Consider the following 23,748-nt stretch of genomic DNA (forward strand, 5'->3'; position numbering starts at 1 on the left):
CGACCTGGCCGACCTCGGGGAGACGGAGCAGGCGCGTGCCCTGGACGAGGACACGCTGGCCCGGCGCCGGCGGGTGCTGAGCGACGACCATCCCGACACGCTGAGCACCGCCTACAACCTCGTCATCCGGCTCGCGATCCTGGGTGAGGTGGAGAAGGCCTGCGAGCTGGGGGAGGACACGCTGGCCCGGCGGCGCCGGGTGCTGGGTGCGGATCATCCCGAGACCCTGGACACCGCCCACAACCTCGCCGTCAGCCTGGCCGATCTGGGTGAGGTGGAGAAGGCCTGCGAGCTCGGCGAGGACGCGCTGGCCCGGCGGCGCCGGGTGCTGGGTGCGGATCATCCCGAGACCCTGGACACCGCCCACAACCTCGCCGTCGACCTGGCCAAGCTGGGAGAGACGGAGAGGGCCCGTGCCCTGGGGGAGGACACGCTGGCCAGACGGCGCCGGGTGCTGGGTGAGGACCACCCCGGCACCCTGCGCACCCTGCGCGCGCTCGCCCACATGGACGCGGCCGACGAGGCCGCCTCGTAGCTGAGTTCGCGGACACCGCGGTCGCGATCATGGCCTCCATGCCGTGGACGAGGGTGAGGCCCGTCAGGAGGCGGCGGTGGACGTCGGCGGGGAGGGTGGCGGCCGGCGGTTCGGGGGCGGTGCGGGTGAGGTCGGGACGGAAGGGGTTGCGGATGGGATCTTATGGCGGCGGGGTTGACGCGGGACGCGTCCGCCGCCCAGCGCATCACGTCCTTCGCCTCGACGGCGGCGCTGCGGGAGACGGAGGCGGCTGGGCATGACCGGGACTGAGTGGGACGAGGACGCGGCCGGGGTGTTGCGGCTGCCGTCGGGGCGGCTGGTGCGGGGCCGGGGGCTGCGGCACCCCCTTCCGCCGGGGGCGCCGACCCCCTCGTACGGCCTCTATCTCCTCGGGCACCAACCCCCGACCGTCGCCTGGGAGTTCCGCTGGCTGCGCTGGCCCGACTTCCGGCTGCCCGCCGATCGTGCGGACGCCCGCGACGCGCTCGCCGAGGTGTGGGAGCGGGCCGCGGGCGAACGCGTCGAGGTGGCGTGCGGGGGCGGGCGCGGGCGTACGGGGACGGCGCTGGCGTGTCTGGCCGTGCTGGACGGCGTACCGCCGGGCGAGGCCGTCGCGTACGTCCGTGCGCACTATCACCGGGGTGCCGTGGAGACGCCCTGGCAGCGGCGTTATGTGCGGCGGTTCAGGCCCTCCCGGTGAGGGTGTCCGCCAGCAGGGCCGCCGTGTCGCGGACCAGTGCGTCGTCCCTCGCCGCGTCCGGCGCGGGCATGGTCGTCAGCACGGCCAGCAGCAGCGGGGTGCCGTCCTCGGTCCAGGCGATGCCCACGTTGTTGTTGGTGCCGTAGGAGCCGCCGCCCGTCTTGTCGGCGACCGTCCAGCTCGCGGGCAGACCGGCGCGCAGCCGGGTGCCGCTGGTCGTGTTGCTCCGCAGCCAGTGCGTGAGCAGGTCGCGGTCCGGGCCGTCGAGGGCGTCGCCGAGGACCAGCCGGCCGTACGTCCGGCCGATCGCGTACGGGCTCGTGGTGTCCGTGATCCGCCACGGCTCGGCCGAGTTGAGCTCCGTCTCCCAGCGGTCCAGTCGGGTCACCCGGTCGCCGAGGGAGCGGGCGAAGCGGGTGACGGCGGTCGGGCCGCCGAGTTCGCGCAGCAGGAGGTTGCCGGCGCCGTTGTCGCTGAAGGTGATGGCGACCTCGGCGAGTTCGGCGACCGTCATGCCGTCGGCCAGGTGCTCCCGGGTCTTGTCGGAGCCCTCCTTCGGCAGGTCGGCGTCCGTGTAGTGGATGCGGCGGGACAGGAACTCCCCGTCGCGGTCGAGGTCGCGCAGCACGGCGGCGGACGCGAGCGTCTTGAACAGCGAGCACATCGGGAAGAGTTCGTCGGCGCGGTGGCGGACGGTACGGCCGGTGGCGATGTTGCGGGCGAACACGCCGAGGCGGGCGCCGTGGGCGGCCTCCAGCTCGTGCAGGCCCGCAGGGGTGGCCGCCTCGGCAGGGGCGCCCGTCGCGAGGGCGGTGGCGGTCGCTGCGGTGGCGGTGAGAATCGTGCGGCGGCTTAAGATCGCGCTCTCCTTTGTCCGGCGTCGAGGGAAGATCTCCTCAGTGATCGACGCCGTACGTCATTCCTTGGTTGCGGGGTCGTAGACCATCGGCGGACGCCGGGACGGGCGCGGGCTCGCCACAGTGGCCGTATGGACCACATGGATCGTACGGACCGTACGGGAAAGACCAAGGGAATCAGCCGGGCGCGGTTCCTGGCCGGCGCGGCGGCGGCCGGGCTGGCGGGGGCGGCGCTGACGGCGGGGGCGGCCCCGGCGGCGGCCGGCGGGCCGGTCGGCGGAGCGGGACCCGAAGGCGCGGCGGCCGGGAGGCGACCGGCCCGCACGGGGCTGACCCGCACGGGGCTGACCCGCCGGGGCGTCGTCTACACCGTCGGCGCGGGGGAGACGCCGGCCACCGCCTGGAGCGCCGCGCGGATGCGGGCCGACCTCCGCGCGATCCGCGACGAGCTGCACGCCGACACCGTCGACGTCACGGGCGACGGCGTCGAACGCCTCACCGCCACCGCCGCCGAGGCCGCCGAACTCGGCCTGCACATCTGGCTCCAGCCGACCCTCGGCGACGTGCCGGAGCGGGACATCCTCGAACACCTCGCGGAGACCGGCCGGTTCGCGCAGCGGCTGCGGCGGCAGGGCGCGAGCGTCGAGTTCAGCGTGGGCTGCGAGTTCTGGCTGTTCGTGCCCGGGATCATCCCCGGGGACACGGTCTTCGAGCGCATCGCGAACCTCCAGAGCGGAAACGTCGACCCGGCCGCCATGCAGCGCCGCCTCGCCCGCTTCACCGCGAAGGCGGCAGCGCTCGGCCGCAGGGTCTTCCACGGCCGCCTCAGCTACGCCTCCGCCCCCGAGATCGACCAGGTCGACTGGGACCTCTTCGACGTCATCGGCGTCGACTACTACTCCTTCTTCCCCCGACGCTCCGACTACGTGCGGGAGTTGCGGAAGCACCTGCGCCACGGCAAGCCTCTCGCCATCACCGAGTTCGGCACCTGCGCCTACCGCGGCGCCCCCGAGACGGCCGGCATGGGCTGGGACATCGTCGACCACGACAAGACGCCCGAGGAGATCGAGGACCCGATCCCGGTCCGCAGCGAGCGCACCCAAGCCGCCTACCTCACCGACCTGTTGGACGTCTTCGAGTCGATGAACCTCTACGCGGCGATGGTCTTCGAGTTCCTCACCGCGGACGCCCCGCACCGCCCCGGCGACCCGCGCCACGACCTCGACCTGGCGAGCTACGGCATCGCCAAGGCGATCCAGGACCGCCCCGGCGACCCGGACTCGCCCTGGCACCGGGAGCCGAAGGCGGCGTACCACGCCGTGGCCGGGGCCTATCGCGGGGCGTGTCAGCGGCAGTAGAGGTCGGTGGCGGGACGCTTGCCGGTGGCCAGGAAGCGGGACACCGTCGCGTCACCGCACGCGTTGCCGTTGTCGAGATAGGCGTCATGGCCCGTCGAGTTCACGGTCACCATGACGGCTCGCCGGCCGAGGGCCTCGCGGAGCTTCAGGGCGCCGCTCACGGGGGTGGCGACGTCCCGTTCGTTCTGCACGAGGAGGATGTTGGACGGCCCCCGGCCGGTGACCCGCACCGGCGGCTCCTGAGGTGTGTAGGGCCAGGCCGCGCAGACCATGGCGTTGCGGGGCATACCGGCGGTGAGCGGGAACTTGGCCCGGCTCTCCTCGACTTCCTTCTGATACACGGCCGTTGAGGTCGGCCAGGCCACGTCGTTGCAGAGCGTTCCGGCGCCCACGGCGGAGACGTTCTGGAGGACGGCGTCGGGCGGCGAGGCCGGCGCGGGCGGCACCGTGCCCTGGTCGGCGGCCAGCATCAGCTGCGCCAGCGCGGGGAAGTCGTCGGGGTCGTAGAGGCTGCTCAGCATGGCCTGGCGCAGCATGTTGCCGTTCAGCTCGGCCGGGTTGGCGCCGGGCCACGGGAGGGGCTCGCGGTCCAGGCGCGCCGCGAGTTCCAGGAACTTGGGGCGCACCTCGGCGGCCGTCGCGGCGACGCGGTACGGATTGCCGGGCGAGGACGCCCACTTGGCGAACTCGGGGAAGGTGTCCTCGACGCCCTGCTCGTGCCCGGCGAGCCAGGCGCGGGCGACCCGGGTGGGATCGGGGTCGTCGTTGCTGTCCAGCACGAACCGGTCGGTGCGGCCTGGGAACAACTCGGCGTAGACGGCGCCCACGTACGTCCCGTACGACACTCCCCACGCGGAGATCCGCCGCTCGCCCAGCGCGGCCCGCAACCGGTCCAGGTCGCGGGCCTCGTTGCGGGTGCTGAGGTGCTTGAGCAGCTCACCGCCGTTGCGCTCGCAGGCCTCGGCCATCCGCCGGGCGGTGGCCATGTTCGCGTCCACGGACCCGTCCGCGGCGGGCCAGGGCCGCGACGCGGTCAGCGAGAGGTCGCCGCGTTCCAGTCCGCAGTCGACGGGGGTGGAGGGCGCGAGCCCACGTGGCGCGAACCCGATCAGGTCGTAGGCGTCGCGCACCTCCTGCGGCAGCTTCTGCCCCTTGCCGGAAGGGTCGTCGAGGCTCGACCCGCCGGGCCCGCCGGGGATCAGGAACAGCGTTCCGCGCCGGGCGGCGGGTTTCTCGCTCACGATCCGCGAGACGGCGATCTCGATGCTCGGACCACTGGGATCGGCGTAGTCCATGGGCACGTCGAGCACGGCACACTGCTGGCGTGGATCGAGGCCGGTGCCCGCGCACTTTTCCCACTTCAGGGCGGGTGCGGCGGACGCGGTGAGGGGCGTGAGAGCCCCGAAGACGATCCCGGAGGCGACGGCGATCTGGACGAGACTCTTGGTCAGCTGCTTCATGCCGTCGAGCTTCGCGGATCTCCACGACGGCCCCCATCCGGCCAACTGCCCGGTTCCTGCGGGGGTTTACCCCAGTGATCACCTACCGGCAGTGCCACCCCCTGCTTGCGGGTATACAAGGGGGTGGGGAGGGGACGGGGGATGCGCAAGTTTCTGCTGCCGGTGTTCGTGCTGGGGCTGATCGTGCTGTTCGTGTCGGCCGGGGCCGGGACGGCGTCGGCCGACGAGGACCCGTGCGAGTCCCGGGCGCTGCGGGACGCCGAGGTCACCAGCTCGGTGCGGATCAGGCACGACGGCGAGGACTACACACGCGCCGAGGCCGACATGGTCGTGAAGGTGCCGAAGTCCTGGCCGCTCTCCGACGATCTGCTGCTCAACGGGGACGCGGCGGCCTACCGGGCAGCGATGCGGTGTCTGGTCCACGACGCCTACGACGACTACCCGTACCGCGACACCGAGTGGCGGCCCTGGCCGCCCCGGGTGACGGTCGGCGCGAAGACCATCACGGTGAAGTACCGGGCCGTCAGCTCCGTGGACAGCCCGACCGAGCGTCGGTTCGGCCCCTGGCGCATCACACCGGGCAAGCGGCTGTGGACGCTCTCGCTGGAACGCCCGCCGGCCCTCGCGCAGTCCTGGTGGCGGGAGATCTCCGTCGACCTCGGCAACCGCGGCGCGCGGGACATCTGGCCGATGCCCACCAAGGGCTCGGCGAACGAACTGACCTGGACCTGGGCCAAGTCCGACATGCCGATGCCGGCGCTGTGGGTGCGGATGCAGCCGCCGGCCACCAAGGCACTCACCCTTCGCTGGGAGGAAGGCGCCCCCTGGTATCTGGTGCGGTCGGTCACCTGGGTCTCCTGGGACCTCGCCCTGTTCCCCGTGGCCCTGTTGCTGATACGGCGGCTGTCCCGGTCCCCGGCCCTCCAGACTCCCGCGGAGGCGGCCACCCGGCGCAACCTGCTCCTGTGGGTCTGGCTGATGTTCGTCATGTCGCTGCTCTTCGAGCTGGCGGATGATCTGACCCGGCTGTCCTCCTGGTGGCAGAGCCATCGCGTCGCCTGGTACCTCGTGCTGGGCACGGGCCTCGGCATCGTGCCGTCCCTGTTCGGCAGGCCCCGGGTCGCCGCTCGGGTCGCCGTCGCCGTGGCCGGCGTCTACCCCGTCGTGGTGGCGGTACGCCCCGGCTGGTTCGGACTGCCCGCCGACTTCTGGCTCGACCAGATGATCACCGACGAGGTCCTGCGGGCGGAGCGGACGGGCGGGTTCTGGTGGCTCGCCCTCGCCTGCGTCTGTGTCGCCTTCGTCTGGATGGTGGGCGGGGTGTCGGCGCTCCGGCGGATCAGGGCGGGCGTGGACGTCCAGAACACCGCGACGCCGCCGCGGGGCACCTTCCCCTGGTGGGTCCTGCCGGTCTGCGCGGCCGGCGCGGTGGTCCTGCCCGCCCTGGCCCTGTGGGCCACACACAACGCCTGGTCCCAGACGACCTGGCTGAGCACCCGGGACGACTTCTGGGAGCTGTGGCGCTTCGTCTACCACTACAACGAACTGGCCTGGTTCCCCTCGTACATGTCCGGCTGGTGGTTCGTGACGGTGTGCTGGTGGTACGGCCTGGCCGCGGCGCTCCTCGCCGTCCTCGCCGCCCGCGCGGCCGCTCCCCACGACGAGCCGGTCGCTCCCGAAGGGCCGACGCTCCTCGTCCTCGCTCTCCTGTCCTTCCAGTTCGTGTGGCCCACCCCGGGCTGGTACGTCGGCCTGTGGCTGTCGCCCGTCACCGTGCCGGTCACCCTGCTCACCGGCTTCTTGCTGCTCGCCGTCGGCCGGCGCCGGGCGGTGCTGTGGCAGAAGCCGCTGCCGGACAAGCCGGACAAGCTGCTGCGGCACGCGATCCGGGAGTCCGACCGGAGCTGGCTCATCGAGTCCGCCCGCACCTACCGGGACCTCCACTCACGGCTGCGCCGGCTGGAGCAGGGCGACCCGGAGGGCAGGCGCCAGCAGATGGAACAGGAACTCGACGCCCTGCACCACTGGAACCCGCCCGGTGCCACCGCTCCGTTCGCCGGCGCCCGGCTGCCCGAGTCGGTGGACGTCGTGGAACTCGCCCTCGCCTGGGGGCCGCGCGCGACCTGGTGGCAGAACGCCTGCCGCGCCGCCCTGTTCACCGCGCTGATCGCACTGCCCGCCAACGCCGTCTCGTTCTGGGCGGACAACATCCGAGGGTCGCTGTGGGACAGCGTGACCAGGGACAGGCTCGGTATCGTCGGCCTGCTGGCCGACGCGGTCGACCTGGAGCTCTGCGCAGCCGCCCTCGGCTTCGTCCTCGGCGCGCTGTGGCGTGTGCTGCCCGGCCGTCGCGGGCCCGCCAAGGCCCTAGGCCTGTTCGTGGTGTACGCCGTCCCCGTCGCCGCCCACTGGATCCTCACCCGGGCGACCGGCCAGACCTTCGGCACCTGGGCCCTCGACCTGGCGCTGACCCTGCTCGTTCTCACCGTGACGGGCGTGGTCATGGACATCGACACGTTCCGTCAGGAAGGCATCTACTGGCCCACCAAGGCGTCCCTGCTGCTGTCGATCTACCAGCTGCGGACGGCCTCGGTGCAGCTGGCGTTCCTCGTCGCCCAGGTGGTGGCCCTCGTCGGTGTCTGGCAGCAGCTGAAGGGCAACGACCCCATGATCCTCATCCAGCCGGGCGAGAGCACCGGCAAGTCGGGTGGCCCCGACGCCACGAGCCCCTGACTCGCACAGGCGGCGGACAGACTCCTGCCGAGTGTAGGGAAGGCGGCTCCCCCGGGAGGGGCGAAGCGTGAAATCCGGAAGAGCGGGGAGTGAGACGGAGGAACATCACGCGGCGTACCGCGTCCGGCGAAGCGGGGGAGACGGTGAGGCAATGGCGGGCGGCGTCGGCGAAGGCGGGGAGCGTGTCGCCGAAACCTCGGGTCGGTCCGGTGAGCCCCGCGCACGACGCGCGCTGTCCGGTGCCGCGATGAAGCTCCCCGTCGGCAGCCACGTCGTCGACACCCGCACCGGAAGGGTCGGCATCGTCATGGGACACGAGGGCCCCTATCTCCAGCTCAGACCCTATGGCGGCGGCAAGGAATGGGACGCCGACCCCGAGGCCGTACGGCACGCGACCCCCGCCGAGCGGCTCAGCGCCGCGACCGCCCTCGCCAACGCCCGCAGCCGGGGTGAGGTGCCTTGACGGCGTCGTCGGCCTTGTCCCAGGGTCGGGTCCCATGGGTCTGTGGAGCATACGGAGATGGACGAGGCCGAGGGCGACGAGCCGCCACCGGGTGCCGCTCACCGCGCACCAGCTGTGGATGGTGTCGCTGAGCGCGCCCGTCAGCCGGGACCGGGACGCCTCGCGCGCCACCCTCTACCCGTTCACGCGGATCGACGACGAGCGGGCCCGCGACTGGCTCGCCGAGCAGTGGGGCATCACCACGCGCGACGAGCTGGCCGGCCGCCTCGACGAACTGCACCGCAGCGGCTACCGGGCCCGGGCCGCACAGCTGCACGGCGTCTCGCCGCTCGCCTGGGACGCCGCCCTGTACGTCGACATCTCCCGGCGCGGGTTCGGCTGCGGGCTGATCAACGAGGCCGAGGCGTGGACCGCGCTCAAGAACATCGTGCCGTCGGTGGTGTCGACGTACGGCTCCTGGCGTGAGTACGCCGACCACTATCTGCTGGGCCGGCAGGTGTGGCGCGAGGACCTGAGGGCCACCGGGGACGGCGGCCTGCCCGCACCGCAGGCCACCGCCGACGCCCACCTCCGCGCCCTCCTCGACCCCGCCAACCGCTCCAGCCCGTGGAACCTCGCCCCCTGGGACACCATCAGCCACCCCGACCGGGCACGCTGACCCCCCGGCGTACGGGACAATGGGCCCATGAGCCTGTTCCGCGACGACGGCATCGTGCTGCGCACCCAGAAGCTGGGCGAAGCGGACCGCATCATCACGCTGCTCACTCGTGGGCACGGCCGGGTGCGGGCCGTCGCCCGGGGTGTGCGGCGGACCAAGTCCAAGTTCGGGGCGCGGCTCGAACCCTTCTCCCACGTCGACGTGCAGTTCTTCGCGCGGGGGAGTGAGCTGGTCGGGCGCGGGCTGCCGCTGTGCACGCAGAGCGAGACCATCGCCGCCTACGGGAGCGGGATCGTCTCCGACTACGCCCGCTACACCGCGGGCACCGCGATGCTGGAGACCGCCGAGCGGTTCACCGACCACGAGGGCGAGCCCGCCGTGCAGCAGTATCTGCTGCTGGTCGGCGCCCTCAGGACGCTCGCCAACGGCGAGCACGCCCCGCACCTCGTCCTCGACGCCTTCCTGCTGCGCTCCCTCGCCGTCAACGGTTACGCCCCCAGCTTCGGCGACTGCGCGAAGTGCGGGCTCCCCGGCCCGAACCGGTTCTTCTCGGTCGGCTCCGGGGGCTCCGTCTGCGTGGACTGCCGGGTGCCGGGCAGCGTCGTACCCTCTCCGCAGACCCTGGAACTCCTCGGCGCGCTGCTTACGGGAGACTGGGGAACCGCGGACGCGTGCGAGCCGCGGTACGTCCGGGAGGGGAGCGGACTGGTCTCCGCCTACCTGCACTGGCATCTGGAACGCGGGCTGCGCTCGCTGCGTTACGTAGAGAAGTAAGCCGGAGAGGAACGAGAAGCAACATGGTCGTACGTGGGATTCTGGGGCGCCAGCGCCGCCAGTACAGGACGCCCGAGCCCCACCCCTCCGGTGCCCGCCCGCCGAAGCTCCCCGGCGAACTCGTCCCGAACCACGTGGCGATCGTCATGGACGGCAACGGCCGCTGGGCCAAGGAGCGCGGCCTGCCCCGCACCGAGGGCCACAAGGTCGGAGCCGAGCGTGTTCTCGACGTCCTCCAGGGCGCCATCGAGATGGGCGTGGAGGCCATCTCGCTGTACGCCTTCTCCACCGAGAACTGGAAGCGCTCGCCCGACGAGGTCCGCTTCCTCATGAACTTCAACCGCGACTTCATCCGCAAGACCCGCGACCAGCTCGACGAGCTCGGCATCCGGGTCCGCTGGGTGGGCCGGATGCCCAAGCTGTGGAAGTCGGTCGCCAAGGAGCTCCAGGTCGCCCAGGAGCAGACCAAGGGCAACGACAAGCTGACCCTCTACTTCTGCATGAACTACGGCGGCCGCGCCGAGATCGCCGACGCCGCCCAGGCCCTCGCCGAGGACGTGAAGGCGGGGCGCCTCGACCCCTCCAAGGTCAATGAGAAGACCCTCGCCAAGTACCTGTACTACCCGGACATGCCGGACGTGGACCTGTTCCTGCGGCCCAGCGGCGAGCAGCGCACCTCCAACTACCTGCTCTGGCAGAGCGCCTACGCCGAGATGGTCTTCCAGGACGTGCTGTGGCCCGACTTCGACCGCCGCGACCTGTGGCGGGCCTGCGTCGAGTACGCCTCCCGCGACCGCCGCTTCGGCGGCGCCCTGCCGAACGAGGAGCTGCTGGCGATGGAGGGCAAGCAGACCGCCCCGTAAGCGGGAACATGGCCATATCGCGGCTACCGCCCGTTCACCGGGCTCGCGCACGATCCGCCCATGAAGGTCACGCACCGCGCCATACCCGCCGCCCTCGCCCTGGGCACCCTGCTGGTCGCGGCCCTGCCCGCGCAGGCCGCGCACCAGCCCGCCCACGCCACGAGCTACGGCACCAAGGCCACGTACGCCCCGCGGCAGAGCACGCACACCTACCAGCGCCCGCCCGCCGGCTTCACCCCGGTCTTCACGGAGAACGTCTCTCGGCACGGCTCCCGTGCCGCCTCCGACAGCGAGGACGGCGACCTGCTCCTCGCCCTGTGGGACCAGGCCCAGGCCGCGGGCCAACTCACCGGCAAGGGAAAGGAGTTCGGCCCCGACGTACGCGCCCTCCAGGCCGCCATGGCGAAGGTCGGCTACGGCAACCTCAGCGGGCGCGGCGAGCAGGAGATGCGGGACACCGCCGCGCGCATGCGGCAACGGCTGCCCTCCCTCTTCACGAAGATCGCCGCCGACGGCGAGAAGATCGACGTCGTCAGCTCCGGGCAGGGCCGTGCCATCGCCAGCGCGAACGAGTACGCCGGTGAGCTCGCCGCCGCCGACCCGGCCCTGAAGCCCCTGATCGGCCCGACCCGCACCGACAAGGACCTGCTCTACTTCCACAAGGCCGCGGGCGGCGCCGCCTACCGCGACTACATCGACAACGACCAGCGCCTCGCCGCGACCCTGAAGTCGATCACCGACCAGCCCCGCACCCAGGAGGCCGCCCGCAGTGTGCTGCGTCGGCTCTTCGCGGACGCCTTCGTCGAGCAGCTGAGCGCCGCCGACCAGGTCGCCGCCGCCGAGGCCGTCTACAACCTGTACGCCATCGCCCCCGCGATGAGCGAGGAGAGCCCCGACGGCAAGGGCTGGGGCATGCAGCGGTACATCTCCGCCACCGACGCCGCCTGGTTCGGCTATCTGTCCGACGCCGAGGACTTCTACGAGAAGGGCCCCGGCTTCGCGGACAGCGACATCACGTACAAGATGGCCGACGTCCTGCTCGACGACTTCTTCGAGCAGGTCGAGGCCAAGCGCGACGGCACCAGCGCCCTGGGCGCCGAGCTCCGCTTCAGCCACGCCGAGGAGATCATCCCGCTGGCCGCGCTGATGCGTCTGCCGGGCAGCACACGGCCGGCCACCGAGCAGGAGCCGTACACCTACGCCACCAACCCCTGGCGCGGCGCCGCCGTCTCGCCGCTCGGCGCGAACATCCAGTGGGACGTCTTCCGGAAGGGTGACCGCTGGCTGGTGCGGATGCTCTACAACGAGAAGGAGGCCGCGTTCAAGGCGGGCTGCACGCCCATCGCGAAGGGCAGCACGTTCTACGACCTGGACGAGCTGGAGAGGTGCTTCAAGCGCACGTAGCCCGTGGGCGTACGATCCCGCCTCATGGTCATGAACATGGGGCGGGACGCCGAACAGGGCGTGGTCGAGCTGGAGTACGTGCAGCAGCGCGAGGAGATGACGGAGGCGATCCGGCTGATGCTGCGCAAGCGCGGCAGGGCGGCGGGGCTGGTCTACCACCCCGTCTTCGCGGGCTGCGCGATCCTGATCGGCGCGGCCCTGGTGGCGCTGGGGTTCAGGAACGGCGACGCCGGCAACGTCTTCGGGATCATGCTCATCGTGTGGGGGCTGCTGATCCCCTTCGCCCCGCGGTCCATGGCCGACAAGATGGTCGCCGCGAACCGCCACCACGGCCTGACCCGGGTGACCGTCACCGACGAGGGCGTCCACATGGTCAGCGCCCACGCCGATCTGCGCACCGACTGGGCCAACTACGGCAGCTACGCCGAGGGCCCCGGGGTCTTCGTGCTGCGCAGTCCCGACCAGGCGGGGAACTGCGCGATGGTGCTGGTCAAGAAGGGCGTGCGGACGCCCGCCGACGTGGACCGGCTGCGGACGGTCCTCGACCGCAACCTGACCCGCGTCTGAGCGTCAGCCGGCGGAGGCCGCGGCGCACTCCGCGCACGTGCCGAAGATCTCCACGGTGTGCGCCACATTGACGTAGCCGTGCTCGGCCGCGATCGCCTCGGCCCACTTCTCCACCGCGGGACCCTCGACCTCCACCGCCTTGCCGCAGACGCGGCAGACCAGGTGGTGGTGATGGTCGCCGGTGGAGCAGCGGCGGTAGACGGACTCGCCGTCGGAGGTGCGCAGGACGTCCACCTCGCCGGCGTCCGCGAGGGACTGCAGGGTGCGGTACACCGTGGTCAGGCCGACCGAATCGCCCTTGTGCTTGAGCATGTCGTGGAGTTCCTGCGCGCTGCGGAACTCGTCGACCTCGTTCAGGGCCGCCGCCACGGCAGCCCGCTGCCGGGTCGAACGGCCCTTCACGGGCGGTCCAGCGGTCGTCACCGGTTGCCTCCTCATCCCTACTGCGTCTGCCGGGCCATTGTGCCAGCCCGGCCTGGGCGCAGTCAGACGCCGACCTTGCCCGACGCCTCCCGGCTGGCCGGAATCACGCACTCCGCGGGGTCGCCGGCGGCCTGCGCGGCGGCTGCCGCCCGGGCCCGGCGCCGGGCCAGCGGAGTGGCCAGGGCGGTCGTCAGGATGAACGCCGCGATGGTCAGCAGCACGATCGTCGCGCCGGGCGGGACGTCCTGGTAGTACGACGTGACGGTGCCGCTGATCGTGACCGTGACGCCGATGGCCACGGCGATCGCGAAGGTCGCCGCGAAGCTCCGGCTGAGCTGCTGCGCCGCCGCCACCGGGACCACCATGAGGGCCGAGACCAGCAGCAGGCCCACCACCCGCATGGCCACCGTCACCGTCACCGCGGCCGTGACCGCCGTCAGCAGGTTCAGGGCGCGCACCGGCAGGCCCGTGACCCGCGCGAACTCCTCGTCCTGGCTGACCGCGAAGAGCTGCCGGCGCAGGCCCAGGGTGACCAGCACCACGAAGGCCGCGAGCAGGCAGATCGCCGTCACGTCCGACGCCGACACCGTCGACAGGGAGCCGAAGAGGTACGAGGTGAGGTTGGCGTTGGAGCCGGTGGGCGCGAGGTTGATGAACATCACGCCGCCGGCCATGCCGCCGTAGAAGAGCATGGCGAGGGCGATGTCGCCGCGGGTCTTGCCGTACCAGCGGATCAGCTCCATGAGCACGGCGCCGAGGACGGAGACGAGGGTCGCCATCCACACCGGGGACCAGGACAGCAGGAAGCCGAGGCCGACGCCGGTCATCGCCACGTGGCCGATGCCGTCGCCCATGAGGGCCTGGCGGCGCTGGACGAGGTAGATGCCCACGGCCGGGGCGGTGATGCCGACCAGGACGGCGGCGAGCAGGGCCCGCTGCATGAAGGCGTAGTCGAGGATCTCCATCAGCTCAGCAGTCCCGTGTGGATCGGCGCGTGTTCGTGCGGGTGGACGTGGTCGTGGCCGGGGAGCGCGTGCTGGCCGACCGCCTTCGGGGGCGGGCCGTCGTGCAGCACACAGCCGTCGCGGAGCACGACCGCGCGGTCGATCAGGGGCTCCAGCGGGCCCAGTTCGTGCAGGACCAGCAGGACGGTCGTACCGGCGGCGACCTGTTCCTCCAGGGTGTGCGCCAGCACCTCCTGGCTCGCCAGGTCGACGCCCGCCATCGGCTCGTCCATGATCAGCAGTTCGGGTTCGGCGGCGAGGGCCCGGGCGATGAGGACGCGCTGGTGCTGGCCGCCGGACAGGGCGTCGACGGAGTCCTTCGCGCGGTCCGCCATGCCGACGAGCTCCAGGGCCCGACGCACGGCCTCGCGGTCGGTCCTGCGGAGCACGCCGAAGCGGGCGCGGGACAGGCGGCCGGAGGAGACGACCTCGGTGACCGTCGCGGGGACGCCGCCGGCGGCCGTGGTGCGCTGCGGGACGTAGCCGACGCGCGCCCAGTCCCTGAAGGCCTTGCGGTCCGTGCCGAACAGGCGTATCTCGCCGTCGGCGAGCGGGACTTGGCCGATGATGCTGCGCACGGCCGTCGACTTGCCGGAACCGTTGGCGCCGAGCAGCGCGACGACCTCACCGCGGTTCACGGTGAGGTCGATGCCGCGCAGGACGGGCCGCGAGCCCAGGTCGGCGCGGACGCCGCGCAGGGAGATGACGGGCTCGGACACGAACTCCTCCGGGTGGGTCACTTGGCGCCCAGGGCGCTCTGCAGCGCCTTGAGGTTGGATTCCATGACCTGGAAGTAGTCGTCGCCCTTGGACTTGGACGTGATGCCCTCGATCGGGTCGAGGACGTCCGTCTTGAGGTCCGCGTCGGAGGCGATGGTCTTCGCGGTCTTGTCGCTGACGAGCGTCTCGTAGAACACGGTGGTGACGCCGTCGGCCTTGGCCATCTTCTCAAGGTCCTTCACCCGGGCCGCGCTGGGCTCGGACTCGGGGTCGAGGCCGTTGATGGCCTCCTCGGTCAGGCCGTAGCGCTCGGCGAGGTAGCCGAAGGCGGCGTGGGTGGTGAGGAAGACCTTGGTCTTGGTGTTCTTGAGCCCGTCCTCGAACTGCGTGTTCAGGTCGTCGAGCTTCTTCACCAGGGCCGCGGTGTTCTTCTGGTAGTCGGCCGCGTGGTCGGGGTCGGCCTTCTCGAAGGCCTTGCCGACGCCCTCGGCGACCTGGGCGTAGCGCACCGGGTCGAGCCAGATGTGCGGGTCGAGGCCGGCCAGTTCCTCGTTCTCGTGGTCGTCGTGCTCGGCCGCGTGCCCGCCGACCTCGTTGCCGTGCTTCTCCAGCGTGGTCAGGGAGGCGGCGTCGATCTTGGTCTTGACCTCGGACTGGGCCACCGCGTCGTCGACGGAGGGCTGGAGGTTCTTGAGGTAGAGCACCGCGTCGGAGTCCTGGAGCTGCGCGGTCTGCTTGGCGCTGATCTCCAGGTCGTGCGGCTCCTGGCCGGGCTCGGTCAGGCTGGTGACGTGGACATGGTCGCCGCCGATCTGCTCGGCGAGGAAGGCCATCGGATAGAACGAGGCGACGACGTCGAACTTGTCGGTGTTGCCGGCGGCGCTCGCCCCGGAGCAGGCGGAGAGGGTCCCGAGACCGAGGGCGGTGACGGCCGCGATGGCTGCCCCGGATATGTGCTGTCGTCGTACGTTCATGACAGTCATTTTCAACAAATATGGAAACCGTTGTCAACAAGCCTGGGTAAGGGCCCGGTGAGAGTGGTCGCTTGCCGAACCGATTTGATACCGGGGGTGTCGGCACCAGTAACCTGAGTCATTCGCTGCCGTCCATTCGTAATGAAGAGAGCACCGTGGCCGCCGACAAGATCGACACCATCGTCAGCCTGAGCAAGCGCCGTGGCTTCGTTTTCCCCTGTAGTGAGATCTACGGCGGCCAGCGGGCCGCCTGGGACTACGGACACCTGGGTGTCGAGCTCAAGGAGAACATCAAGCGTCAGTGGTGGCGCTACATGGTGACGTCGCGCGAGGAGGTCGTCGGTATCGACTCGTCCGTGATCCTGGCCCCCGAGGTCTGGGTGGCCTCCGGTCACGTCGCCACTTTCTCGGACCCGCTGACCGAGTGCACCTCCTGCCACAAGCGCTACCGCGCGGACCACCTGGAAGAGGCGTACGAGGAGAAGAAGGGCCGCCTCCCCGAGAACGGCCTCGCCGACATCAACTGCCCGAACTGCGGCACCAAGGGCCAGTTCACCGAGCCCAAGCAGTTCTCGGGTCTGCTCTCCACGCACCTCGGCCCGACGCAGGACTCCGGCTCCATCGCCTACCTGCGCCCGGAGACCGCCCAGGGCATCTTCACCAACTTCGCCCTGACGCAGACCGCCGCGCGCAAGAAGCCGCCGTTCGGCATCGCGCAGATGGGCAAGTCCTTCCGCAACGAGATCACGCCCGGCAACTTCATCTTCCGTACCCGCGAGTTCGAGCAGATGGAGATGGAGTTCTTCGTCAAGCCGGGCGAGGACGAGAAGTGGCAGGAGTACTGGATGGAGCAGCGCTGGAACTGGTACACCGGCCTGGGCCTGCGCGAGGAGAACATGCGGTGGTACGAGCACCCGAAGGAGAAGCTCTCCCACTACTCCAAGCGCACCGCCGACATCGAGTACCGCTTCCAGTTCGGCGGCAGTGAGTGGGGCGAGCTCGAGGGCGTCGCCAACCGCACCGACTACGACCTCACCGCGCACTCCAAGGCGTCCGGCCAGGACCTCCACTTCTTCGACCAGGAGGCCGGCGAGCGCTACACCCCGTACGTCATCGAGCCCGCCGCCGGTGTCGGCCGCACCATGCTGGCGTTCCTGCTCGACGCCTACGTCGAGGACGAGGCCCCCAACGCCAAGGGCAAGCTGGAGAAGCGCACGGTGCTGCGCCTCGACCACCGCCTCGCCCCGGTGAAGGCCGCCGTCCTGCCCCTGTCCCGCAACCCCGAGCTGTCGCCCAAGGCCAAGGGCCTCGCCCAGGCGCTGCGCCAGCACTGGAACATCGAGTTCGACGACGCCGGCGCCATCGGCCGCCGCTACCGCCGCCAGGACGAGATCGGCACGCCGTACTGCGTGACGGTCGACTTCGACACCCTGGAGGACAACGCGGTCACCGTCCGCGAGCGCGACTCGATGAAGCAGGAGCGCGTCTCCCTCGACCAGATCGAGGGCTACCTGGCCAGCCGCCTGATCGGCTGCTAGGGCACACGTCCCGGCATTGATTGGCCCTTGATACAGGTCCCCCGGTGGACCTGTATCAAGGGCCGTTGCGCTTTCAGGCTGGAGGCATGAGCCTCGCCTTCCTCCTCACCACCCTCGTCGTGGTCGCCACCCCCGGTACCGGCGTCGTCTGCACCCTCGCCGCCGGGCTCTCCCGAGGCCGCCGCGCGAGCGTCGTCGCCGCCTTCGCCTGCACGCTCGGGATCGTGCCGCACGTCCTGGCCACCGTCACCGGCCTCGCCGCGCTGCTGAACGCCAGTGCCACCGCCTTCCAGGTCCTCAAGTACGCCGGTGTCGCCTATCTGCTGTGGATGGCGTGGACGAGCCTGCGCGACCGGGACACGATCACCGTCGAGCGGGATGCCGACGCGCCCGCCTCCGCGGGCCGGGTGATCGTCCGCGGGGTGCTGATCAACCTCCTCAACCCGAAGCTGACGATCTTCTTCTTCGCGTTCCTGCCGCAGTTCGTGAGCACGAGCGAACCGCACGCGCTGCCGCGGATGCTGTTGCTCAGCGGGTTCTTCATGCTGGCGACCTTCGTGGTCTTCGCCGCTTACGGGGTGCTCGCGGCCTCGGTCCGCAGCCATGTGATCTCCCGGCCGCGGGTGATGGCCTGGCTGCGGCGGAGCTTCGCCGGGTCCTTCGTGCTGCTGGGGGCGAAGCTGGCCACAGCCGACAGGTGACGGGTGGCGGATGACAAGTGACAGATGGCAGGCGACAGCTGACGGGTGGCAGCTGACGACTGACAGGTGGCGACTGGCAGGTGACAGATGACAGATATTGAAATCTGTCATCTGTCATGTCAGGCTGGATCGCATGACGACACAGACCCCCCGCACCGCCCGCCCCCTCGGCGCCACCGGCCCCCAGGTCTTCCCTCTCGGCCTCGGCTGCATGGGCATGTCCGCGCTGTACGGCCACGCCGACCGCGCCGAGTCGATCGCCACGATCCACGCCGCCCTGGAAGCGGGCGTGACCCTGCTCGACACCGGCGACTTCTACGGCATGGGCCACAACGAGATGCTGATCGGCGAGGCCCTGCGCAGCGCCCCCGCCGCCCGCCGCGAACAGGCGCTGACCAGCGTGAAGTTCGGCGCGCTGCGCGGCCCCGACGGCTCCTGGACGGGCTACGACGGCCGCCCCGCCGCCGTGAAGACCTTCGCCGCCTACTCGCTCCAGCGCCTCGGCGTCGACCACATCGACGTCTACCGGATCGCCCGCCTCGACCCGGACGTGCCGATCGAGGAGACGGTCGGCGCGATCACCGACCTCATCGAGCAGGGTTACGTCCGGCACGTCGGCCTCAGCGAGGTCGGCGCCGAGACGATCCGCCGGGCCGCCGCCACCGCCCCGATCGCCGACCTCCAGATCGAGTACTCGCTGATCAGCCGCGGCGTCGAGGAGTCGATCCTGCCGACCACCCGGGAACTGGGCATCTCCGTCACGGCGTACGGCGTGCTCTCCCGCGGTCTGATCTCCGGGCACCTCGGCCGGGACCGGCGGTTCGCCGCCGACGACTTCCGGCAGCACTCGCCCCGCTTCCAGGGCGAGAACCTCCAGCACAACCTCGACCTGGTCGAAGCCCTGCGCAAGGTCGCCGAGCAGAAGGACGTCAGCGTCGCCCAGCTCGCCATCGCCTGGGTGCTGTCCCGCGGCGACGACATCGTGCCGCTGATCGGCGCCCGCACCCGGGAGCGGCTCGCGGAATCGCTGGGTGCCCTGGACGTCGTCCTGGACGCGGCCGACCTCGCGGTGATCGAGGAGGCCGTGCCGGCGGGCGCCGCGGCCGGCGGGCGCTACGCGGAGGCGCAGCTGGCCCACCTCGACAGCGAGCGCTGAACCCGGCGCCGGGTACGGTCTCCTCCATGGCCCCGACCAGCGAAACCCTGACCGCCGAGCGCATCCTCGAAGCCACCGAGGAGGTGCTGCGCCGCCACGGCCCGGCCAAGGCCACCGTGGTCGACGTGGCACGGGCGCTCGGCGTCAGCCACGGCAGCGTCTACCGGCACTTCCGCACCAAGGCGGTCCTCCGGGAGGCGGTGACCAAGCGCTGGCTGGACCGCACGACGGCCGCCCTGTCCGGCATCGTCGCCGAGGACGCCGACCCGGAGACCCGGCTGCGCCACTGGCTCGCCGCCCTCTTCGCGGCCAAGCGCCGCAAGGCCGGCGACGACCCCGAGCTGTTCGCGACCTACACCGTCCTGACGACGGAGAACGGCGAGGCGGTCAACGCCCATCTCGCCGATCTCACCGGCCAGTTGGCCAGGATCGTCCAGGACGGCGTCGACACAGGCACCTTCACCGCCGCCGACCCCGAGGCCGCCGCCCGCGCCGTCTTCCACGCCACGGGCCGCTTCCACGACCCCGGTTACGCCCCCGCCTGGCAACGACCGGACATCCAGAGCGACTTCGACGCGGTCGTGGACCTCCTGGTGCGCGGGCTGCGACCCTAGTCTCTCCGGGGATTCACCGTCGCCTGGTGGGCCTCCGCCAGGTGTTCCTCCGCCTTCAGCCAGGGCAGGAACTGCGCGGGCCTGCGCCAGCCGCAGGTGTCGCATCTGATCGTGCGTTGCGGGCCTCTGCGCAGCACTTGGACGACGTGCTCGCGCCCGTGCTGGTCCCAGCGGCTCACCCTGCTCGTGTTGGTCTGCACCATGACGCCTCGCCTCCGGGGAGGAGTGTGCAGCAAGAACAACATCAACAGGAGCCTCTTCACCGCCGGTTCGCCGAGGCGTGCACCGGCTCAGCCGACGGTCCGCGGCAGCCGCAGGCTCAGCACGCCCGTCAGGGCCACGCCCGCCAGCTGCACCAGCAGCGTGGTGGCCAGGGCGTCGCGCATGCCCAGGGCCGGGATCAGGGAGAGGAACAGGGTGCCGAGGGTGGCCACGCCCAGCGCCAGCGAGGACTGCTGAGTGGTGATCATCACGCCGCTGCCCACGCCCGCCCGCGCGGCCGGCACCTCGGAGAGCACGATCCGGAAGATCACGGGGAGCTGGAGCGCCTGGCCCGCGCCCGCGATCGCCGCACCGGGCAGCAGCTCGACCAGACCGAGGTCCGGCCAGGAGCGCCAGGCCGCCAGCGCCATCAGGGCCACCCCGACCGCCTGGATCACCGCACCGGCGGTGACGACCCGCGTGCCGTACTTCGCGACCAGCCGCGGACCGGCGAGCGAGGTGAAGAAGAACACCACCGCCATGGGAGCGAGGGCGAGCCCGGCCTTGACGGGCCCCAGTCCGGCACCGCGCTGCAACGCCACCGCGATCACGAACATGAAGCCGCTGAACCCGATCGAGAACGGCACGATCATCACGAGCCCGCGCCGCAGCGACACCAGCCGGAACAGGCTCGGCGGGACGAGGGGCGTACGGCCCCGCCGGTCCGCGCGGCGCTCCACCGCCCAGAACGCCGCCGCCGCGAACGGGAACGCCACCAGCGACAGCCACGTCCACAGCGGCCAGCCCGCCGCCCGGCCCTCGGTCAGCGGGGCCAGCAGGGCGAGCAGCGACACGGCCAGCAGGACGGTGCCGGGTCCGTCCACCGGCTCCGGATGCTGGGAGCGGGTCTCGGGCACGGCACGGGCGGCGAGGACCAGGCCGAGGACGACGACCGGGACGTTGACGAGGAAGACCGAGCGCCAGCCGGTGCCCGCGATGTCCGCGGCGACGAGGACACCGCCGAGGATCTGGCCCGCGACCATGGACAGGCCCGCCGTGGCGCCGTACAGCCCCATGGCCTTGGCGCGGCGCGGTCCGGCGGTCGCCGCCTGGATGGTGGCCAGCACCTGCGGCAGCATCGCGGCCGACGCGGCGCCCTGCGCGACCCGGGCGGCGACCAGGGTCCACGCGGTCGGCGCGAGCCCGCAGACCAGCGAGGTCAGTCCGAAGGCCGCCATGCCGCCGAGGAAGAGCCGGCGCCGGCCGAAGAGGTCGCCCAGCCGGCCGCCCAGGACGAGCAGCACGGCGTACGCCAACCCGTAACCGGACACGACGAGTTCGAGGACCGACTCGCTCGCCGAGAGGTCCCGGCCGATGGTGGGCAGGGCGACGTTGACGATGAAGAAGTCGATGAGCGGCAGTGCTGCGCCGAGCAGCACCGTGAAGAGTCCGAGGCCGCCGAGCACCGGGGGCGCGGCGGGGGTGCGGAGGTGACGTGAGGTGATGGTTTCGGTGGTCACGCACCCCAGCCTCCGGCCGCCCCCAGACTGGTACCAGAGTGTCTTTATCCTGGTACAAGGAGTACCTGGAAACAGGGTCCGCCGGGCGGCAGGCTGGAGGCATGACGACGATGGCCGAGGTGACGGCGACGGCCCCCGCCGCGGGCGGCACGACAGGCGCCGCGGAGGTGCGGCGGCACGAACTGGCCGCCTTCCTGCGGCACCGCCGTGAGCACATCAGCCCCGAACAGGTCGGCCTGCCCCGGGGCCGCCGGCGCCGCACCCCCGGGCTGCGCCGCGAGGAGGTCGCCCACCTCTCCGCGGTGGGCGTGACCTGGTACACGTGGCTGGAGCAGGCGCGGGACATCCAGGTCTCCGTGCAGGTCCTGGACGCGCTGGCCCGCACGCTGCTGCTGGACCCGAACGAGCGCGCCCACCTCTTCCAGCTCGCCGGCGCGGTCGACCCGACCCCGGCGACCAGCTGCCCGTCCGTCACGCCCGCGATCCGCCACGTCCTGGAACAACTGGAGCCCATCCCGGCCTGCGTGCAGAACAGCCGGTACGACATCCTCGCCTACAACCGCACGTACGGTCTGCTGCTCTGCGACCTGGACGCGGTGCCCGCCGAGGACCGCAACTGCCTGATCCTCTCCTACACGCACGAGCCGTGGCGCTCCTCGATCGTGCACCTCGAACAGACCCAGCGCCTCATGGCCGCCCGCTTCCGCGCCACCATGGCCGGCCACCTCGGCGAGCCCGCCTGGAAGATGCTCCTCCAGCGGCTGCGCACCGAGTCCCCGGAGTTCTGCGAGGCCTGGGAGCGGCACGAGGTGGGCGCCCACCTCAGCAAGCGCAAGGAGTTCCTCAACCGGTACGTGGGCCCGGTCGCGGTGCACCACACCGACATGTGGCTGGGTCCGGAGGCCGGGCCGCGCATGGTGACGTACGTGCCCGCGGACGAGGAGTCCCGGGAGCGGCTGGAGCGGCTGCACGCGATCGCGCGGGAACGGGCGCCGATGCCCGGCGCCTGAGGCGACAGGCGCTCAGGCGGACACCCCCGCGGCCTCCCGCACCTCGGCGGACGACAGCCGCTCGGCCACCCGTTCCGCACTGCGCCGGGCCCGCACCCCGCTGCTCAGCGCGCCCAGCAACAGCACGGCGAACCCGCACCCGGCCAGAATCCACCAGCCGGGCCCGGCGGCATCCACGAACGCGTCCTGGTACGACGACGACCCCACGCCCGCGGCCAGCACCGCGCCGATCACCGCGACCCCGAGCGTCTGCCCCAGCTGCCGGCTGGTGGAGGCCACCGCCGCCGCCACTCCCGCCTGGGCCCGCGGCATCCCGGACACCGCCGTGTTGGTGATCGGCGCGTTCACGAACCCGAAGCCGATGCCGAACAGGACGTATCCGAGGAAGAGGGTGACGTTCGAGGTCTCCGCGTCGAACGCCGCGAACATCACCCCGCTCGACGTCATCGCGAACCCGGCGACCAGCAGCGAGAACCGCGGCCCCCGGTTCCCCACCAGCCGACCCGACAGCGGCGCGCAGAGGAACGTCGGCACCGCCATCGGCAGCATCCACAGGCCCGCGTGCAGGGCGTCCAGACCGCGGACGTTCTGGAGGTACAGCGTCGACAGGAAGAGGAACCCGCCCAGCCCCGCGAACGCGCTGATCGCGATCACCGTGGCGCCGCTGAACGGCACCGAGCGGAAGAACCGCAGGTCGATGAGGGGCTCGGCGCGCCGGGGCTCGTACCAGAGGATGCCCAGCAGCGCGGCCAGGGCCAGGACCGCGTACGGCAGCGTCGAGGCGAACCCGGCGTTCGGGGCCTCGATGATCGCGTAGGTCAGCGAGCCGAACAGCACGATCACCAGGAACTGGCCCAGCGGGTCGGGTCGCTTGGCCCGCGGAGCGCGGGACTCGGGCACGAAGCGGAGCGTCAGGAGGAGGGCGGCGAGGCCGACCGGGAGGTTGATCCAGAAGATCGAGCGCCAGCCGACGGAGTCCACGAGCAGCCCGCCGACCAGTGGCCCCGCGGCCATGGAGATACCGACCACCGCGCCCCACGCGCCGATCGCGCGGGCGCGCTCGCGCGGGTCCGTGAAGGTGTTGGTGATGATCGACATGGCGACCGGGTTGAGCATCGAGCCGCCGACCGCCTGCACCATGCGGAAGGCGACGAGCGCCTCCAGGTTCGGGGCGAGGGAGCAGAGCACCGAGCCGGCCGTGAAGACGACCAGGCCCGCCATGAAGACGCGCCTGCGCCCGATCCGGTCGGCCGTCGACCCGGCCAGCATCAGCAGCGAGGCCAGCACGAGGGTGTAGGCGTCGATCGTCCACTGGAGGCCTGATGTGGTGGCGTCGAGGTCGTGCTGCATGGACGGCAGGGCGACGTTCAGAACCGTGTTGTCGAGGCTCACGATCAGCAGGCTCATGCAGCAGATCGCGAGGACGAGGAGGCGTCGGCGATGGCTGAGCTCGGGCATGGGGTCCAGCGTACGCCGATTTCGATAGTGCGTCTAACTAATGGTCGTTACATGATCG

General features: G+C 71.5%; 24 protein-coding genes. 15 read left to right on the forward strand and 9 right to left on the reverse strand.

Annotated features, from left to right (window positions below; genetic code table 11):
• Nucleotides 1-535: tetratricopeptide repeat protein (locus DI272_RS44715; protein ID WP_181387402.1), on the forward strand; the 535-nt coding region annotated here is incomplete at its 5' end.
• A gap of 256 nt (nucleotides 536-791) precedes the next feature.
• The gene (locus tag DI272_RS33545) at nucleotides 792-1,235 is read left to right on the forward strand and encodes a protein-tyrosine phosphatase family protein (RefSeq protein WP_109498932.1); all 444 of its coding nucleotides are present in this window, start codon (nucleotides 792-794) and stop codon (nucleotides 1,233-1,235) included.
• Here DI272_RS33545 and bla read toward each other — a convergent pair.
• Nucleotides 1,219-2,127 carry a class A beta-lactamase gene (bla, locus tag DI272_RS33550; protein ID WP_109498934.1) on the reverse strand — a complete coding sequence of 303 codons (909 nt, stop codon included), beginning with the start codon at nucleotides 2,125-2,127 and terminating at the stop codon, nucleotides 1,219-1,221. The two genes, DI272_RS33545 and bla, sit on opposite strands and share 17 nt — an antisense overlap.
• Before the next feature lie 105 nt (nucleotides 2,128-2,232).
• On the opposite strand from bla, the gene DI272_RS33555 reads away from it, so the two are divergent.
• Nucleotides 2,233-3,450 (forward strand): abortive phage infection protein, encoded by a 1,218-nt coding sequence (locus DI272_RS33555; protein ID WP_109501185.1) that lies wholly within the window; start codon nucleotides 2,233-2,235, stop codon nucleotides 3,448-3,450.
• Here the strand turns inward: DI272_RS33555 and DI272_RS33560 are convergent.
• A complete protein-coding gene (locus tag DI272_RS33560; RefSeq protein WP_109498935.1) occupies nucleotides 3,438-4,910 on the reverse strand; it encodes an alpha/beta hydrolase in 1,473 nt (490 codons plus the stop codon). The genes DI272_RS33555 and DI272_RS33560 overlap by 13 nt on opposite strands.
• 141 nt (nucleotides 4,911-5,051) lie before the next feature.
• Here DI272_RS33560 and DI272_RS33565 point away from each other — a divergent pair, with 141 nt between their 5' ends.
• The 7 genes from DI272_RS33565 to DI272_RS33595 all read left to right on the forward strand — a co-directional run bounded on the left by DI272_RS33565 (nucleotide 5,052) and on the right by DI272_RS33595 (nucleotide 12,372).
• Complete coding sequence (locus DI272_RS33565) at nucleotides 5,052-7,643, forward strand: DUF6185 family protein (RefSeq protein WP_109498937.1); 2,592 nt, start codon at nucleotides 5,052-5,054, stop codon at nucleotides 7,641-7,643.
• 247 nt (nucleotides 7,644-7,890) lie between these two features.
• Nucleotides 7,891-8,106, forward strand: coding sequence for a hypothetical protein (locus DI272_RS33570; protein WP_109501186.1), 216 nt, complete (start codon nucleotides 7,891-7,893; stop codon nucleotides 8,104-8,106).
• Between the two features lie 91 nt (nucleotides 8,107-8,197).
• On the forward strand, nucleotides 8,198-8,764 hold the full coding sequence (locus DI272_RS33575; RefSeq protein ID WP_258314765.1) for a DUF1266 domain-containing protein: 567 nt from the start codon (nucleotides 8,198-8,200) through the stop codon (nucleotides 8,762-8,764).
• 27 nt (nucleotides 8,765-8,791) lie between these two features.
• The gene (gene recO, locus DI272_RS33580) at nucleotides 8,792-9,538 is read left to right on the forward strand and encodes a DNA repair protein RecO (RefSeq protein ID WP_109498948.1); all 747 of its coding nucleotides are present in this window, start codon (nucleotides 8,792-8,794) and stop codon (nucleotides 9,536-9,538) included.
• Between the two features lie 23 nt (nucleotides 9,539-9,561).
• Complete coding sequence (locus DI272_RS33585; RefSeq protein WP_109498949.1) at nucleotides 9,562-10,401, forward strand: isoprenyl transferase; 840 nt, start codon at nucleotides 9,562-9,564, stop codon at nucleotides 10,399-10,401.
• Between the two features lie 60 nt (nucleotides 10,402-10,461).
• Nucleotides 10,462-11,805 (forward strand): histidine-type phosphatase, encoded by a 1,344-nt coding sequence (locus tag DI272_RS33590; RefSeq protein ID WP_109498951.1) that lies wholly within the window; start codon nucleotides 10,462-10,464, stop codon nucleotides 11,803-11,805.
• Between the two features lie 24 nt (nucleotides 11,806-11,829).
• Nucleotides 11,830-12,372: a hypothetical protein gene (locus DI272_RS33595; protein WP_109498952.1), complete on the forward strand. Its 543-nt coding sequence runs from the start codon at nucleotides 11,830-11,832 to the stop codon at nucleotides 12,370-12,372.
• 3 nt (nucleotides 12,373-12,375) lie between these two features.
• On the opposite strand, the gene DI272_RS33600 is transcribed toward DI272_RS33595, so the two are convergent.
• The 4 genes from DI272_RS33600 to DI272_RS33615 form a co-directional block, all read right to left on the reverse strand.
• Entirely contained in the window at nucleotides 12,376-12,795 is a 420-nt protein-coding gene (locus DI272_RS33600) for a Fur family transcriptional regulator (RefSeq protein WP_109498953.1), read from the reverse strand.
• A gap of 62 nt (nucleotides 12,796-12,857) precedes the next feature.
• Nucleotides 12,858-13,760, reverse strand: a complete 903-nt coding sequence (locus DI272_RS33605) for a metal ABC transporter permease (RefSeq protein WP_109498954.1) — start codon at nucleotides 13,758-13,760, stop codon at nucleotides 12,858-12,860.
• Nucleotides 13,760-14,518, reverse strand: coding sequence for a metal ABC transporter ATP-binding protein (locus DI272_RS33610; RefSeq protein ID WP_109501187.1), 759 nt, complete (start codon nucleotides 14,516-14,518; stop codon nucleotides 13,760-13,762). The genes DI272_RS33605 and DI272_RS33610 overlap by 1 nt, the downstream gene beginning before the upstream one ends.
• A 17-nt stretch (nucleotides 14,519-14,535) precedes the next feature.
• Nucleotides 14,536-15,492 carry a metal ABC transporter substrate-binding protein gene (locus DI272_RS33615; RefSeq protein ID WP_109498955.1) on the reverse strand — a complete coding sequence of 319 codons (957 nt, stop codon included), beginning with the start codon at nucleotides 15,490-15,492 and terminating at the stop codon, nucleotides 14,536-14,538.
• 155 nt (nucleotides 15,493-15,647) lie between these two features.
• On the opposite strand from DI272_RS33615, the gene DI272_RS33620 reads away from it, so the two are divergent.
• From DI272_RS33620 to DI272_RS33635, 4 genes are all read left to right on the forward strand, one after another.
• Nucleotides 15,648-17,030 (forward strand): glycine--tRNA ligase, encoded by a 1,383-nt coding sequence (locus DI272_RS33620; RefSeq protein ID WP_109498956.1) that lies wholly within the window; start codon nucleotides 15,648-15,650, stop codon nucleotides 17,028-17,030.
• Between the two features lie 86 nt (nucleotides 17,031-17,116).
• Nucleotides 17,117-17,731, forward strand: a complete 615-nt coding sequence (locus DI272_RS33625; protein ID WP_109498957.1) for a LysE family translocator — start codon at nucleotides 17,117-17,119, stop codon at nucleotides 17,729-17,731.
• A gap of 133 nt (nucleotides 17,732-17,864) precedes the next feature.
• The gene (locus DI272_RS33630; RefSeq protein ID WP_109498958.1) at nucleotides 17,865-18,887 is read left to right on the forward strand and encodes an aldo/keto reductase; all 1,023 of its coding nucleotides are present in this window, start codon (nucleotides 17,865-17,867) and stop codon (nucleotides 18,885-18,887) included.
• 26 nt (nucleotides 18,888-18,913) lie between these two features.
• Nucleotides 18,914-19,501, forward strand: a complete 588-nt coding sequence (locus DI272_RS33635) for a TetR/AcrR family transcriptional regulator (RefSeq protein ID WP_109498959.1) — start codon at nucleotides 18,914-18,916, stop codon at nucleotides 19,499-19,501.
• On the opposite strand, the gene DI272_RS33640 is transcribed toward DI272_RS33635, so the two are convergent.
• Together DI272_RS33640 and DI272_RS33645 are read right to left on the reverse strand one after the other, a co-directional pair.
• Complete coding sequence (locus tag DI272_RS33640) at nucleotides 19,498-19,704, reverse strand: hypothetical protein (protein WP_109501188.1); 207 nt, start codon at nucleotides 19,702-19,704, stop codon at nucleotides 19,498-19,500. The genes DI272_RS33635 and DI272_RS33640 overlap by 4 nt on opposite strands.
• Nucleotides 19,705-19,791: 87 nt before the next feature.
• The gene (locus DI272_RS33645) at nucleotides 19,792-21,222 is read right to left on the reverse strand and encodes an MFS transporter (protein WP_109498960.1); all 1,431 of its coding nucleotides are present in this window, start codon (nucleotides 21,220-21,222) and stop codon (nucleotides 19,792-19,794) included.
• Nucleotides 21,223-21,323: 101 nt separating this feature from the next.
• On the opposite strand from DI272_RS33645, the gene DI272_RS33650 reads away from it, so the two are divergent.
• Nucleotides 21,324-22,232 (forward strand): helix-turn-helix transcriptional regulator, encoded by a 909-nt coding sequence (locus tag DI272_RS33650; protein ID WP_181387404.1) that lies wholly within the window; start codon nucleotides 21,324-21,326, stop codon nucleotides 22,230-22,232.
• A gap of 12 nt (nucleotides 22,233-22,244) precedes the next feature.
• Here the strand turns inward: DI272_RS33650 and DI272_RS33655 are convergent, their stop codons facing one another.
• Entirely contained in the window at nucleotides 22,245-23,690 is a 1,446-nt protein-coding gene (locus tag DI272_RS33655; RefSeq protein ID WP_109498961.1) for an MFS transporter, read from the reverse strand.
• Between the last annotated feature and the right edge of the window lie 58 nt (nucleotides 23,691-23,748).

Source organism: Streptomyces sp. Act143 (assembly GCF_003143935.1).
Lineage (GTDB): Bacteria > Actinomycetota > Actinomycetes > Streptomycetales > Streptomycetaceae > Streptomyces.